This is a genomic window from Labilibaculum sp. (genome assembly GCF_963664555.1).
Taxonomy (GTDB): domain Bacteria; phylum Bacteroidota; class Bacteroidia; order Bacteroidales; family Marinifilaceae; genus Labilibaculum.
The window spans coordinates 1,261,740-1,277,150 of the sequence record NZ_OY761461.1 but is presented as its reverse complement, the minus strand read 5'-3'; the positions used below and the strand labels follow the sequence as shown (position 1 = coordinate 1,277,150).

General features: G+C 34.8%; 11 protein-coding genes. 2 read left to right on the top strand and 9 right to left on the bottom strand.

From position 1 onward, the window contains the following. Positions 1 to 165: 165 nt before the first annotated feature. From ACKU4N_RS05185 to ACKU4N_RS05165, 5 genes are all read right to left on the bottom strand, one after another. Complete coding sequence (locus ACKU4N_RS05185) at positions 166 to 1,485, bottom strand: aminotransferase class I/II-fold pyridoxal phosphate-dependent enzyme (RefSeq protein WP_124991213.1); 1,320 nt, start codon at positions 1,483 to 1,485, stop codon at positions 166 to 168. Positions 1,486 to 1,688: 203 nt separating this feature from the next. Beyond that, positions 1,689 to 2,210 carry a flavodoxin gene (locus ACKU4N_RS05180; protein ID WP_321321249.1) on the bottom strand — a complete coding sequence of 174 codons (522 nt, stop codon included), beginning with the start codon at positions 2,208 to 2,210 and terminating at the stop codon, positions 1,689 to 1,691. Between the two features lie 62 nt (positions 2,211 to 2,272). Beyond that, entirely contained in the window at positions 2,273 to 2,965 is a 693-nt protein-coding gene (locus ACKU4N_RS05175; RefSeq protein WP_321321247.1) for a hypothetical protein, read from the bottom strand. A 51-nt stretch (positions 2,966 to 3,016) separates the two neighbouring features. Further along, complete coding sequence (locus tag ACKU4N_RS05170) at positions 3,017 to 3,166, bottom strand: hypothetical protein (RefSeq protein WP_154675792.1); 150 nt, start codon at positions 3,164 to 3,166, stop codon at positions 3,017 to 3,019. A 38-nt stretch (positions 3,167 to 3,204) separates the two neighbouring features. Further along, positions 3,205 to 5,262 (bottom strand): acetate--CoA ligase family protein, encoded by a 2,058-nt coding sequence (locus ACKU4N_RS05165; protein WP_321321242.1) that lies wholly within the window; start codon positions 5,260 to 5,262, stop codon positions 3,205 to 3,207. 272 nt (positions 5,263 to 5,534) lie between these two features. On the opposite strand from ACKU4N_RS05165, the gene hydE reads away from it, so the two are divergent. Continuing rightward, positions 5,535 to 6,623 carry a [FeFe] hydrogenase H-cluster radical SAM maturase HydE gene (hydE, locus tag ACKU4N_RS05160; RefSeq protein ID WP_321321240.1) on the top strand — a complete coding sequence of 363 codons (1,089 nt, stop codon included), beginning with the start codon at positions 5,535 to 5,537 and terminating at the stop codon, positions 6,621 to 6,623. A gap of 136 nt (positions 6,624 to 6,759) precedes the next feature. Continuing rightward, positions 6,760 to 10,557: a sensor histidine kinase gene (locus ACKU4N_RS05155; protein ID WP_321321238.1), complete on the top strand. Its 3,798-nt coding sequence runs from the start codon at positions 6,760 to 6,762 to the stop codon at positions 10,555 to 10,557. A 37-nt stretch (positions 10,558 to 10,594) separates the two neighbouring features. Here the strand turns inward: ACKU4N_RS05155 and ACKU4N_RS05150 are convergent, their stop codons facing one another. From ACKU4N_RS05150 to ACKU4N_RS05135, 4 genes are all read right to left on the bottom strand, one after another. Beyond that, entirely contained in the window at positions 10,595 to 10,858 is a 264-nt protein-coding gene (locus ACKU4N_RS05150; protein ID WP_101308738.1) for a hypothetical protein, read from the bottom strand. A gap of 86 nt (positions 10,859 to 10,944) precedes the next feature. Then, positions 10,945 to 12,378, bottom strand: coding sequence for a [FeFe] hydrogenase H-cluster radical SAM maturase HydG (hydG, locus tag ACKU4N_RS05145; protein WP_321321237.1), 1,434 nt, complete (start codon positions 12,376 to 12,378; stop codon positions 10,945 to 10,947). 209 nt (positions 12,379 to 12,587) lie between these two features. After that, complete coding sequence (locus ACKU4N_RS05140) at positions 12,588 to 13,829, bottom strand: BamG family beta-barrel-assembly machinery protein (protein WP_321321234.1); 1,242 nt, start codon at positions 13,827 to 13,829, stop codon at positions 12,588 to 12,590. 19 nt (positions 13,830 to 13,848) lie between these two features. Then, a complete protein-coding gene (locus ACKU4N_RS05135; RefSeq protein WP_321321233.1) occupies positions 13,849 to 15,219 on the bottom strand; it encodes a DUF4270 family protein in 1,371 nt (456 codons plus the stop codon). Positions 15,220 to 15,411 lie beyond the last annotated feature (192 nt).

Genomic DNA, 15,411 nt, shown 5'->3' with positions numbered 1-15,411 from the left:
AATCAATTCTCTAACATTTAAATATACATCAAAAAAAAAGTTTCATGAATACAAATCCATAAAACTTTAAGTGCTGTTATTTTGAAGTTTTAATCTGTACTTCGCACAAATTACTATCTATCAAACAAATATATTCTCCTTATTATCATCATTAGCACCAATTTGTTAAGCCAATATCTGATGGTGTTTATGAAACTCTTTTAACCGAGACTCCAATACCTTAAACTGTTTTCGGGAAACTTGCGAAACACAAGCCCTAAGTCCTTCTTTTAAACTACCTGTTTCATTCAAACAAATTGCTGAAATACCATAATACAATAGTTTTTTATTTAAATCAGGCCCGGATAAACCCGGGTAAGTAACGGTAAAATAAAATCCATCAGCCAAAGGCAAATCAATATCCCCCTCATACACCAACTCAAAGCCATTTTCTAAAAATAACTTTTTCATGATTTTGGCTCTCTCTCCATACTCCTTAACCTCTTCAATAAAATTGAATTTGCCTTCGTTAGCTGCTTTTAACATTGCTCGTAAAGCATATTGTGCAGAATGAGAAGTTCCTGATGATAAAGTATAGATAATTCTATAAATAAGAGTATAACCAAATTCATCAGCCCCAAAGCGTGGTTTTAAATTTTCGAAACGCGTGTGAAATAATTTATTTGAAATGCACAGCAATCCAATACGCTGACCGGCATAACTAAATGCTTTTGAACTGGAAATCATCAACACATAATTGTCGGTATAATTAGCAACACTTGGCTGATAAGGAGCAACGCCGGGCTGACTAAGGTCGGTTCGGAAATCCATAGCAAAGTAGGCCAAATCTTCCATAACAATTGTGTCATACTTGTTCGCCAACTCTCCTATTATTTGCAACTCATCCTCATTAAAACAAATCCATGCCGGATTGTTTGGGTTCGAATAGATAATACCCGCGATATTTCCTTTTACCAAAAACTCTTCCAGTTTTGCTTTCAACTTATCTCCCCGATAATTGAATACATCGAAAGATTCATATTTCTGATTCATTACCTCTAACTGAGTTTTTTGAACCGGAAATCCTGGATCAATAAATAATATGGTGTCTTTTTTAGCATCACAATTACCTATGGTCATAAATGCAGCATAACCACCTTGCATTGAACCTACTGTCGGAACAATACCTTCAGGTGCAATATCAACATTCATGAAATTCTTCACAAATTTTGATGCTTCCTCTTTTAAAGCTCTTACTCCTTCCAACATAGGGTAAGCAGAAGCAACGCCATCTTCCAAAGCTTGTTTCTCTGCTTCGATTCCAACTTTTGCCGGTTTTAGCCCCGGAACCCCCATCTCCATACGTATGAACTTCTCGCCACTTTCTTCTTCAATCATATTAACAACACGAACCACATCACGAATTGTGGCATCCTCCATTTTATGAATCTCACACAAAGCAAGTTTTTGATCAACAATTTGAGAGTTTATTGGGGTTTTCATCATTTTTGGTTTAAGTATTTTATTAAAAATTAGTGTAATTTTTGACCATTGCAATTTTACGAAAATTCATTACAATTTAAAACTAATAACAATGTTATAATTACAATTCACACAAAGTAATCGTTGTCGAAATGCTGAATCGTCACAACCAACAAAAAAAAAGGCTGATCGGTAAACCGTCAGCCCAAATATCTATATCCATTTAATTATTTAAATTCAGGAAGAATTAATTTCACCCAATTCTCTACTCTTTCTTCGGTTAAATCATCTTCAAAATCTTCATCCAAAGGTAAACCAACAAATTTGTCCTCTCTAAAAGCTCTAGAATCACCAAATTCATATCCTTCATCGCTTACCTGTCCTACAATTTCGGCTCCGGTTAATATGATACTGTCAGCCAAATCGCCCATTGAATCAACGAAAAAATCTGCATAAGCAATATGATCACCCAAACCAAAAAGAGCCACTTTTTTCCCCTTTAAATCTAATCCATTCAATTTAGGAAAGAAAATATCCCAATCGTTTCCTGAATTATCCGAAGACCAATTGTGTTTACCAAGAGTCGAAATCCCCATAATAATATTGGAATACTGAGCTACATCTTTAGCCTCACAATCCTTAACCTTATGAACAACAATTCTATCAGAACCTATTTTTTCAGCAAGCAGTTTAGCTACTCTTTCTACATTTCCACCTTCCGGGCCATAAAACAATCCAATTTTACTCATAGGATACAGTGTTTAGTGATATCAATTTTGTTTGTGTGTTTAACGTTCTTACAAAGTTAAAATTATTTGGAACTTTTCAAACTTGCAATGGCAAGTAAAACCCCTAAAACGATCCCCAATAAGGCCGCAAACAAAACCTGAAAATCAGGAGGTAATAAAAAGGTAATTGTATGGGCAGGAATCCAAAAAAAAGGAATGGTTTTTTTAAAGACAAAATTCCACTGAACATCCCAATTAAGATTGATGAAAATTCTGGAAATCTGAATTGGTCTCATAAATCCTGATAATGTTCCTCCATTATCAAGAATATGCGTGTCGGTAATTTTATGAAGTGTCATCATAACCGGTGCATAGATTAAATTAAGACAAGCAGAAGTTGCAAATGCCACCAATAATTTTACCAGAGAAAAATAGCCTTTCATTGCATCAACAGCTCCTTGAACACCCAAATAGGATAAAAAAATTGGCGTTCCTGTTGCAAAAATTACAAAAGCCAATTTAATGGTCAACCCTAAAAATCCCCAAACTATTGCTCGTGGTAATATTCCAAATCCGGTTTGATAATAATTCCCTGTTCTTAGTCTAAGTCCTATAAGTTCACCTAATGTTGCCAAAACTGCAAATTTCACAAAACTGGTCATCATTCCATGCGCCTTATTAAAGTCGATATAGAAATCAAAAACGCTTTGGAAAATAAAAAACGGCAAAAACAAAAGAATGAAGCCAAAGGCAAAAATAATATCCTGTCTTTTCATGTATCGTTTTATTCTAAACGAATAGCATGAGAAATTCCCATGCTATCCATACTATTTATCTGTTTGTTCTGAGTATTTACTCCATCCTTTGAAAAAACCTTCCTTTACTCCATTCCATTTCACAGCAATTCCTAATAACAGGATTATCACAAAACTGATCATCAACTTCTCATTTAAACTTAGATCTTTCAACTTTCTCATCACAAAATTATAAGTTTTTATTCCGAATAAATCCGGGATTATTTTTCAATTCGAATACGTGCATCAACCGCAACTACGGCCTCTTTATTTCCTAAAAGAGGGTTTAAATCCATTTCGAAAATTTCAGGAGCAACTTTCATTAAAGCTGCTACCCTAGTAATTGCATCAGCAAATTTATCTTCATTAACGGGTTCCTGTCCTCTTACTCCTTTAATGATTCCATAAGATTTTAATCCTTGAATCATATCATGAGCTTCTTGTTTAGCAATTGGTGCCAATGAAGCTTTCACATCTTTTAAAACTTCGATAAAGATACCTCCTAAACCACACAACACCATGTGTCCGAATTTTTCTTCACGTTTTGCACCGATAAACACTTCGGTACCCTTTAGCATCTGTGCCAGCATAACGGCATAAGTATCTTTAATCTGCATCATTCTTCTGAATTCCGAACGAACAGTTTCTTCGTCTTTCACATTCAAGGTTACACCGCCAACATCCGATTTATGAACGGGGCCAACAACCTTCATCACTAAAGGGAAACCAATTTCTTTTGCCATAGCTGCAATTTCATCTTCAGTATCGGCAACACCTTCTTTGGCTCTGTTAATTCCTGCAGCATCCAATAAATTATGCAACTGTTCGGGACTCAAATAACCATTTTCAGCTTCATCAATAATCGTACGAATAGCAAGCTTATCAATTTCCGGTATTACAATTTCTTCTGCCTGAGGTTTTGGCGTATTATAAACCTTAGCCAATGCGTCACCAAATACTACTTCATCAGGAAAATTAATTCGTCCTTTAGCAAGAAAATGCTCAATTTCATCTTTAACATTAACTATCGAAGGTAGAATTGGATAGATTGGCTTTTTACACTGCTTCATTTTCTCGTGCAAAAGATCGTAAACATCATACACTGGAAATAACCCAGGGCTGCCAAATATTACGGCCATTGCATCAACATTATCAAAGTCGTTTTCACAAGCATCAATAATATCTCCTAATTGCTGAGCGGTTCCTGTTGCCAGAAAATCAATAGGATTAGCCACCGATGATCCAGCATATAGTTTTTCAAGCAAAGCTTCAGCTTTTGCCCCATCGATATGAGGAACATCCAATCCATTGTTCGAAAGTGAGTCTGTTAACATCACTGCCGGTCCTCCTGCATGAGTTATCACAGCAATATTTTTCCCTCTTAACTCAGGGTGCATAAAAATTGAGGCAACCGTTGCCAACTCATCTCTCCCCTTGCAACGAACAATACCTGCTTTTTTAAACAAGGCATCAACCGCAACATCCGGACTGGCCAGGGCACCGGTATGCGAAGAAGCTGCCCGACTTCCTGCCTCCGAACTACCCGATTTAATTGCTGCAATTTTACAACCTTTACGGATTAAAGAAGAAGCATGCTTTAAAAGCATGGCAGGCTTATCGATGTTCTCGATATATAATAATTTAACCTTACTGCTGGTTTCAGGATTAAAACTCTCGTCCATGTATTTAAGAATCTCTTCAACACCCATTTGTGCGGAGTTTCCTACAGAATATACACTTGAGAAAGACAATCCTTTTGGAACACCAGATTCCATAATGAAAACTGCGGTTGCGCCAGAACCTGATATAAAGTCACATCCTTTGGAATCTAAACTTGGAATAGGCGTTGTAAAAACACCGTTATAATTAGAATTTAATACACCAACACAATTTGGGCCTATTAACGAACCACCTACCGAATTAACAATCTCTACGATTTCCTTTTCCAATTTCTCGCCTTCTTCATTTTCTTCACTAAATCCGGCTGAAAGAATAATAAAAGCTCTCGTATTTTTTTCTTCAGCAAGAAATTTAATGGTTGAAGGACAAAATTTAGCAGCAATAGCTATAATTGCTAAATCTGCCTGTGGCAAATCTTTCAAATCTTTGTATGACGCAACTCCCTGAACCTCGTCCATTTTAGGATTTGAAACATAAAGATCACCTTTAAAATTACCATCAATTAAATTTTTTAAGACCTTACCTCCTGGTTTTTGTACATCATCGGAACCTCCAACAACTACAATACTTTTAGGGTTAAGTAACTGTTCGTTTATCATGTTTTGTTGTTTAGTATTTTGCTATTTTTCGACAAATATAATAATAATCTATTCCCAAAAGAGCGATTTAGCCAACAAACTGTAAGCAAAAACAAACGTTAACGTAAAATGCTGTTAATCCATCAATTTTCCCCAATCATTTTTTTATCAATGATTTACCGAATCTGTAAATTCGGAGTTTACTATGCAAATATCCATTTTGTATCCAAGGGTACAGAAAGCTAAAATTTTATCTGTAATTTTGTTTCTGAATTAAAAGCAACTAATTCCAAATGACGAAAAGTATTGAGCAGATCTTGCAGCAGGATCAATTCACAAAAGACGATATTATTCGATTATTACAGTCGAAAAATGAAGATGAAAAAGCATTATTTGTGAAATCATCAGAAACAAAACTAAAATATGTTGGAAGAAATGTGCACTTCCGTGGATTGGTTGAATTCTCAAATATCTGTAAAAAAGATTGCCTTTATTGTGGAATCCGCGCAAGCAACAGTGCAGTAAACAGGTATGATATAGCAGATGAAGAAATCCTAAAAGCAGCAAAATTTGCTTACGAAAATAAGTATGGTTCTTTAGTCTTACAATCGGGTGAAAGATCGGATCAAAAATTTATTGATCGGATTGAGAACTTATTAAAAGAGATTAAAAAAGTTAGTAATAATGAACTCGGTATTACCATCTCGATAGGAGAACAAACAAAAGAAACCTATCAAAAATGGTTTGATGCTGGTGCTCACCGTTATTTATTGCGCATTGAATCGAGCAATAAAGAGCTCTACAATAAAATCCACCCTAACAACGAAGAACATTCGCACGAAACAAGGTTGAAATGTCTAAAATATCTTCAGGAAATTGGCTATCAAACCGGAACCGGAGTGATGATTGGAATTCCTTTTCAGACTTACGATGATTTAGCCAACGATCTGCTTTTTATGCAAAAGTTTGATATCGACATGGTTGGCATGGGACCATTTATTGAACACGATCAAACCCCAATGTATCAGTACAAAGATCAATTAATGAGCCTGAATGATAGATTCAGACTTACACTAAAAATGATTGCTGTACTTAGAATCATGATGAAGGATATTAATATAGCTTCGGCCACTGCCCTGCAGGCTATTGATCCGCTGGGAAGAGAAAAAGCACTGCGAATTGGAGCCAATATTATTATGCCCAATATTACACCAACCACCGAAAGAGCAAACTATTTACTTTATCAAAACAAGCCTTGCATTGATGAAGGTGCGGATGATTGCACCAACTGCATGGAAGCCAGAATTAATATGGCAGATGGAGTTATAGGCTACGGAGAATGGGGAGATTCACAACATTTTCGAAAGCGACAAAACAAATAAAAGCGGCCTAAGTCGCTTTTTTTTTTGCTCAAGAAAAACCAACAACTTACATACTCAGTTCCTGATTTTAAGCCTTTACTACCTCAAAAAAAAATTGTATCTTAACTAAGTTTCACCACATCGAAAATAAGGATACATGAGGTACTCTATTACAATTTTAATTTCCTTTTTTCTGACTTTGATCCCTAATAATCCTAGTCAAGCTCAACAATATAGTTTTAAGAATTATTCCCTTGAAGAAGGCCTGCCTCAATCTGAGGTATTCAGTTTAATTCAGGATAAAAAAGGAAACCTTTGGATGGGGACAAACGGAGGAGGAATATCCCGGTTTAATGGCAAAGAATTTTTCTCCTACAACAAAACTCATGGTCTTGCCGACAACAATATAAGAGCATTGCTACAAGACTCAAAAAACAATTTATGGATAGGAACCAGTATCGGAATTTCCCTTTTTAATGGCATCTCGTTCCGTAACTACAATCAAAAAGACAGTCTTCCAAACGCAATTTACTTTCAAATACTTGAAGACAACAAAGGCAGAATATGGGCCCTTGGAGCCGATCAAAACAACAGATTTTTAATGCAATACAACAATGGGCATTTCTCTGATTTTGGAGATAAGCACCCCGAATTAAATCAAAACAATCAGGTTTTATCCATTTTCATGGATAATGAAAAAACTTTATTCATCACAACCAGAAATGGGCTTTACACTTATATAGATGAAAAACTTTCCAGATCTGACTATAACAATCTGCCTGAATTTGCTGATCAAATTATTATTCCTGTACTTCAGGATGCGAGTAATCAGATTTGGTTTCGAAATTTCATTCCTGGATATGGCAACAAAATTTACAGAATTGAAAATAAAAAACCAATCCAAATTAAATTACCTGATGAAATATTCCCCTTAAACATTGGAAATATGATGCTTGATTCAAATCAAATATTATGGGTGAGTGTTGGCGGAACCGGCGTTGTTTTGGTTGATGGGGAGAATGTAAAAATAATAGATGGCAGTCGGGGCTTAATTAATCCATTTATCAATACTATTGTTGAAGATAATTCAGGAAATATCTGGCTTACAACCAATGGAAATGGTTTGATAAAGTATGGCGATAACAAATTTCTTTCTCTCGACTTTGTTAATGATGTTGGAGGCAATATAGTCAGAGCAATTTTTCAAGATTCTAAAAAAAATTACTGGTTTAGTATTGCCGGCAAAGGAGTCGTTCAATTCAGAAACAACCACAAAGAAACTTTTACTCCGCAAGACAATCCCGGTCTGCTAAACATTAGGGATTTTCATGAACTTCCCAACGGAAAATTATTAATGGCAGGCTTCAATGGCATATTTGAGTTTAACGGTTCTTCATTTAAAGAAGTTTCAGAACGCTATGGTCTTCCTATTGGTACCGGAGTAATTGACATTTTAAGTGTTGATGATGAATTATGGCTTACAACGCAAGGAATGGGTGTTATTCACATCGATAAAAATAAAAAGAGAACTCAGATTTCGAATCAGAGTCATGGATTAAAGGTTGATTTTATCACCAGTGTTTATGTAGATTCCAAAAAGCGGGCCTGGTTTTGTCATTTTCAGGGCTTATCGATGTATGATGGAGAAAAAGTAGTCAATTTTGATGAAACCAATGGCCTGAATTACAAATGGGTAATGCAGGTAACAGAAGATTCTTTGGGACGAATTTGGGCTGCCACATTTAGTGGCGGCATCAATATCTGGGACGGTACAAACTGGACTTACCTTACTTCTGACGAAGGTTTAAGTTCTAATATTGTTTACTCGATTCTTACTGATGAAGAGGGCTCTGTTTGGGCTGGTGTTCAAAACGGTGTGGATAAAATAAAGTATAGTAAATCAGGAGAAATATCTTCGATAAGAAACTACAACAAATTTGATGGATTTATTGGCATTGAAAATAATGGTGGCTGCAACTACATTGATTCGAATAAAAATCTATGGTTTGGAACCATTAACGGAGCAATGATGTTTAATCCGAGCAAAGATCACATCAACCCAACTCCACCTACCATTCAACTTACTGATATCAAACTGTTTTTCAAGAAAGTGAATTGGATTGACGAAAAGTACAGCAAATGCGTTTCTGGTGTGAATCCATGGTTCCCTCTACCAAAGGATTTAAAACTTACTCACGATATGAATCATCTAAGTTTTAATTTTGAAGCCCTCAGCTACAAAGCTCCTGAAAAAGTAAAATATCAATGGAAATTGGAAGGTTTGGATCAGCAATGGTCACCAATCAGCTCAAAAAATGAAGCTGTCTATTCTCGAATTCCTCCGGGAGATTACACTTTTAAAGTCAAGGCATCAAACAGTGATGGCATATGGACTCCAAGAGCCTACGAATACAAATTCTCAATAAGTCCACCATGGTGGAACACCTGGTGGGCTAGAAGTATTGCTCTGCTAATTATTGGATTATCCTTTTATCTGATCGTTAGAGTCAGAATTCAAAACATTCAGCAAAAAAAGAGAGAGCTTGAAAAATTGGTTACTGAAAAAACAAAAGAAATCAGCCTTCAGAATTCAGAAATTGAGTCACAAAATAAAATTTTACAAAAACAGAAAAATGAAATTCTGAAGCAAACACAACAGCTTCAAAAATCCTACATGAACCTTATCCATTTGAACGACATCGGAAAAGCTGTTACCTCAAGTTTATCTGTTGAGAAAATAATCGACACCGTTTACGAGTCGGTAAATGAATTAATGGACGCCTCAATTTTTGGTATCGGCATTTATCAAAAAGACAACAACTGTCTTATTTTTCCACGAATTAAAGAAGCAGGCAAAGATCTTAATTCTATTGAATTTGCTCTTGAAGATGACACCCGTCTGGCTGTTTATTGTTTTAAGAATGACAAAGAATTATTTATCTCAGATCTTAAAAAGGAATACAGCAAATACATTACTAAAATTATACCAATCGAAAAAACCGGCACTCCGCAATCAGTTATTTATTTGCCTTTAAAAATAAAAAACAAAATTACAGGAGTTATTACTGTTCAAAGTTTTGCTAAAAATGCATTTCAGGAATATCATCTTTCCTTGCTGCAAAATATTGCTGTATATGCGAGCATCGCAATTGAAAATGCTCAATCGTATCGAAACATCGAAATTCAAAGCAGAAGATTGCAAGAAGCCAACAAAGAAGTTAAAATCAAAAAAGAGGAAATTGAACAAAAAAACAATGAACTCACAGAGCTAAATAATGAGAAGAATCACTTGATTGGAATCATAGCTCATGATTTAAAAAATCCTTTGACATCTACCATTTCAATCACAGAATATTTAAAATCACAAATGGAGGAAAACAATCATCCGGAAAATTTAGAGAATGTTAATTTTATGCTGAAAGCCCTTCAACGCATGAATAACATGATTACTAAAATACTTGACATAGGAATGATTGAATCAAAAAACATCAATTTACAACTGGAAAAAACGAATCTTAAAAAATTAATAGAAGCTGTAAATTTCAACTTTAAAGATCATCTTAAAAGAAAACAGTTAACACTAAAGCTTGATGTTTATGATGCCTATGCCATGGTAGACCGAAACTACATGACTCAGGTTTATGAAAACTTAATTTCGAATGCGATTAAATTTTCTCCCTCTAATAAAAATATAAATATCCGAATTTGGGAAGAGGGACAAATGGTAAGATCAGTTATAAGCGATGAAGGACCGGGAATTCCCATTGAAGATCAGAAAAAACTATTTGGAAAATTCCAGATTTTAAGTGCAAAACCAACTGCAGGAGAGAAATCAACTGGTCTGGGATTATCCATTGTGAAAAAATATATTGAAGCTATGAAAGGAAAAGTTTGGTGTGAGAGTGAACCCGGAAAAGGTGCACATTTCTTTATAGAACTTAAAAAAGCAATGTAAAAAAAAGTTCGGCAATGCCGAACTTTTTTTTTAATCTCTACGATTCAAACATCATATGCTGAATTTCCACTCCTTCAATCATATAAATTTCTTTTTCGAATCGTTCCATTTCTTTTTCTGATCCAATCACCTGAATCAACAGCAACCCTTGAGGATGACTCTTCCGATGTTCCACATCGAATAAACCCAAGCGGGTTTTAATAGAATCTGCGTATTGAACAAGAATTTTCTGTACACAACCATCTTCTTTTTCCTTGTCGCGGATAAGAATACCAAATATCCAAATAGCTGATGTTTCCATATGAGCGAATTTAGAGTTATCAGACGGACTAGTAGTAAGTTACAAAAAACATCTCATCTCCAAAAATCAAAATTCACTTTAAATTGCTAATAATAAAGATCACGCTCACCCTGCTTTACCATCTCCAAGCGTTTGTGTAAATCCTCGGTTTTCTGAAAATCTTTTAATTCATTAATCTTCACTTCGATTAAATCATATCCCTTCTTTTTCATCTCTGGTGTGGCGTAATCCTCCAAATACTCAGCTAAAGTTAGAATCGCATTTTGAGAACAAAACCGTTTTATAAAACCAGGAACCGAAAACTCCATAAAATGCTCTCCCGTTCTACCTTTCCTGTAACAGGCCGTACAGAATGAAGGCAAATACTTTTTCTCCAGAAGCTCATCAATCACTTCCGATAAACTACGGGGATCTCCAATTTCGAATTGTTCCTGTTCTAATTTTTGCTCTTTTGCATTATCTTCGGAATATCCACCCAATTGAATATTAGTACCTGCATCAATCTGAGAAACACCAAGCTTAATTACCTCTTCCCTGATTTCCTTTGACTCTCTGGCTGTAAGAATCATTCCAGTATAAGGAACTGCCAGTCTAAGAATCGCAACAAGTCTAACAAAATCCTTGTCGCTAACTTCAAATTCAGGATCAATATTAGAATCGGAAGCTGCTTTAATTCGTGGGAAAGAGATCGTGTGTGGTCCAACATTATAACAAGCCTCGAAATGATTCACATGACGAATCAAACCCAACACTTCATATTTCCAATCATACAAACCAAACAATGCTCCAATACCAACATCATCGATTAATGCCTCCTGCGCTCTGTCAAGACCAGTTAAGCGCCAATCAAAATCTCTCTTTTTGCCACTTAAGTGATATTTAGCATATGCCTCACGGTGGTATGTTTCCTGAAAAATCTGATAGGTTCCAATTCCTGATTCCTTAACAACTTTAAATCCTTCAATATCAAGAGGGGCCGCATTGATGTTAACTCTTCGGATCTCACCATTACCCGATTTCACATCATAAACTGTTTTTACTGAATCAGCAATAAAATCAGCATCATACATTGGGTGTTCACCATAAACAAGAATCAGTCTTTTTTGACCAGAATCCTCCAAAGCCTTAACTTCCGCTTTAATTTGCCCGTGTGTAAGGGTTGTCCTTTTTTGTTTGATATTTGAGGCTCTAAAACCACAATATGTACAATTGTTTACACACTTATTCCCAATATACAAAGGAGCAAAAATAACGATACGGTCACCATATACCTTTTCCTTAAGTGTTCTTGCTCCAGCTTTAATCTCTTCGATTAATTTTTCATCTTCAACCTTTAACAAAACGGCAGTCTCCTGCAAGCTTAATCGATTCTTATCCAATGATTTTTGAATAATCCGACGAACATTTTCTTCGGTTGGCTGGGCTTCTTCCAAAATCTCCCAAATTTCAGATTCATCAATAAAAGGTTTCATCCTTTCATCTTTAACCCGATACTCCTGAGGTTTGTAGATCATTTTCATGTTTTGCGCTGTATATTCACGAAAAACGGGTAGTACATACAACCCAATATTCTCATGTATTTTGTTAGTTTTCAGAGCAAAATTAAACATTATTATTTTGATTCAATAATAATTTAGAGTTTAAGATTTATTCTATTCTTATTCTCAATCCATAAAAAAACCCAAGGTCGTTAATACCTTGGGTTGTTATAGAATAACACTAAATATTCTTATTGATACTTCCGCTTTAAGAACCAAGTTTCAAACAAACTCATTTCAATCGTAACCCGACCATAATCTTCTCTTACGTTATTATTATCGGCTGTTCCCATTTGTCCAAACTCAAAAGAAAGGTTTATTGCCCCTTTATTTTGTGCCATTGGAATTCCAAGCCCAAAACTCACCCCTTTTGATTTAATACGATCAATATCATTAACAATATATCCTGTATCATAAAATGCCCCAAATCTATAAGTAAGTTTCTTCAAAAATTTGGTAGCATAACCATCATTAGCGATGTAATTCATACCTACACTATATCGGTTTCGATCAGCTAATGCGCTTGATTTTTTAAATATCTTTGTTTCACTCCATTTTTCATGCAAATAATCGGCACCAAGCCACAATTGCTTATTTTTAGTAAATCCCAGACCAAAACCATAAGTCATCGGGACATCAAAAGAACCTTTATTAAGAACATCATTATCAATTACATTTCCAGAACCAGAATTTGAAACATTCTCTTTCTTTTTAGCTGCAACCTGAACTTTTGGTTGAAACTTTGCTCCAATAGTAATTTCCCAATCCTTAGTAAATGAATCCTGATACTGCATACCAATATTACCATATATGCCCTTTGATATCAATTTCTCAACAGTAATATTATAAGTATTACCAATCGTAATTGTTTCGTTCGCCGAATTATTTCCAAATAAGTATATTGCATTTACCCCCAAGGATAATTTTTTGGTTAATGCAATACCATTACTTATAACGAATTGATTTAAACCTCCCGAACCAGAAAGTATTCTTTGATAATAATCCGAACTGCCATTTACCTTTTCAAGTGATGAAATATTATATCCCATACTTGTATAAGGAACCAATGATACTGCTGATGCAATCTTATGTGAAACTCGAAAACCTAAAGAAACACCACTTAGATTATTATCATAAAGAACATCAGAATTTCCACTTTGATTTAAATTAGATATTTTTGAAGAAACACCAACATTAAAAATAAACTTCAAACTATCAATAGCAGTTAGTGCCGCTGGGTTATCAACAGATAAATAACTGCGATTTCTAAATGACAGACTGGTTCCGCCAAATCCGGAAGCCTGACCAAAACCAACCTGATTCAATTCTCCAAGACCATAATAAGAATATGGAGATGAGGTATTATTTTGAGCAAAACAAACATGAACTCCACTAACTAACACCAATAATATCGATAAATATAAGTTTTTCATACTGACACTAAATAGTTTGTTATTTTTGCACTGCATAAGTTGTTCTTAATTTTATTTTGAAACGTGAATTAGGATCATTATTAATCACCATTCTATTAACAAATCCATTATCAAACTGACTTGTCAACTTAATCATGAGTCCTTCGTCATCTTCCATTCCATTAGCTAATACGTTCCCCACATAATTGGTTAGATCAAAAGACAAGGGAGTATCTTCAGGATTTTCATAATTCACATAGTAAATAGATGTTAATTGACTATTTCTCGAATTTAGAATTGCAGAGACTAATCTATTCTTTTTATCTGTTTCATAAATCTCGAAATTCAATCCATATAACGGGTACAATTCTTTTTGATCTGTTCCCTCTAATGGATATAGAAGTAATTCTGCTTTTAATAAAGAAACAGCATCACCTTGCTGACCTAACAATTCTAAATATGGAATTTTCAACTTGGTATATATCCCTGTTCCCCCCTGAATAAAGGATAAATTATTTGTTTGTTCTGAAGGTATATCAATCTCACTCTCGACCAAACCACTTAGGCCTGCACCTAGCTGGTTCGTATTTGTTCTATCTGCCTTGTAATTTGTAAAAGATAAAGTTTTACTTATCGTAAAATCCCGATGTCTCTCAACACCTCCTCCGGTACTACTTCCAACAACCCTATAATACAATCGAATATTCATACTATCTGTCTGGAAATTCAAAATTGCAGCATTATCATCTTCCCCGGGAACCAGAGAAATTCCCTCAAACCTTTCTTCCCATTTTGTTGCATCTGAAGTAAATCCATCAGATTTAATTGCTTCTCCAAGAATCTCATAACCAAGCTCATCATTCAATCGAATCCTAAAATCATGATAATTTGCTGAACCAACTTCTATTTTCCGCTTAGGACGAGCCTTAAATGTTCTTGTTCCCAAAACTTCCGAATCAATATTTAAACTATAAATATTGTAATACGCTGATGTGTCCGAATTTAGTTCAATATGATTTGTCACTCTATGCACATTAATCGTTTGGGTTTGGGTCGTATCACCCCAAAAAAGACCTTTACTGTAAGCTACTAAAACAATTGAATCCAATTTAGCCTTGTCAGTTGTATCCAAACTAAAAACAGTTCCCAATTCAACTTTTGAATAGGCAGTTGCCTTCATGCTTCCTAAGTATTCATCAACATAACGTCCTACAGAAACACTTCCTAACGAAGAAGTCTGAATTGAATCCATAATAACTGTTGAGCTTTGTATTGTAAAAGTATCTACCATATTGATTACTGTAGAACTTTCAATTAGATTTTCACCAAGCTCATGTATTTCAAATCCCTCCGAATTACATCCTATAATAAGAACCGAAAGAATTATAATTAAGGAAAATAATCTATTCATATTTTTTTAAAATTCTGGTTAAAAAAGTTCCTCAAATAAAAACAAAATTAAGATAGTAAAGAACTTTTATAGATGTCTTATATTGATTTTCCTGACAAATGTAATTAAAATATCGACAAAGTCGATCCCTGAAAACAATAGTTAAATTTTCTAAATTATTTATCAGTTTTTAGTCATACAAAACTAATAATA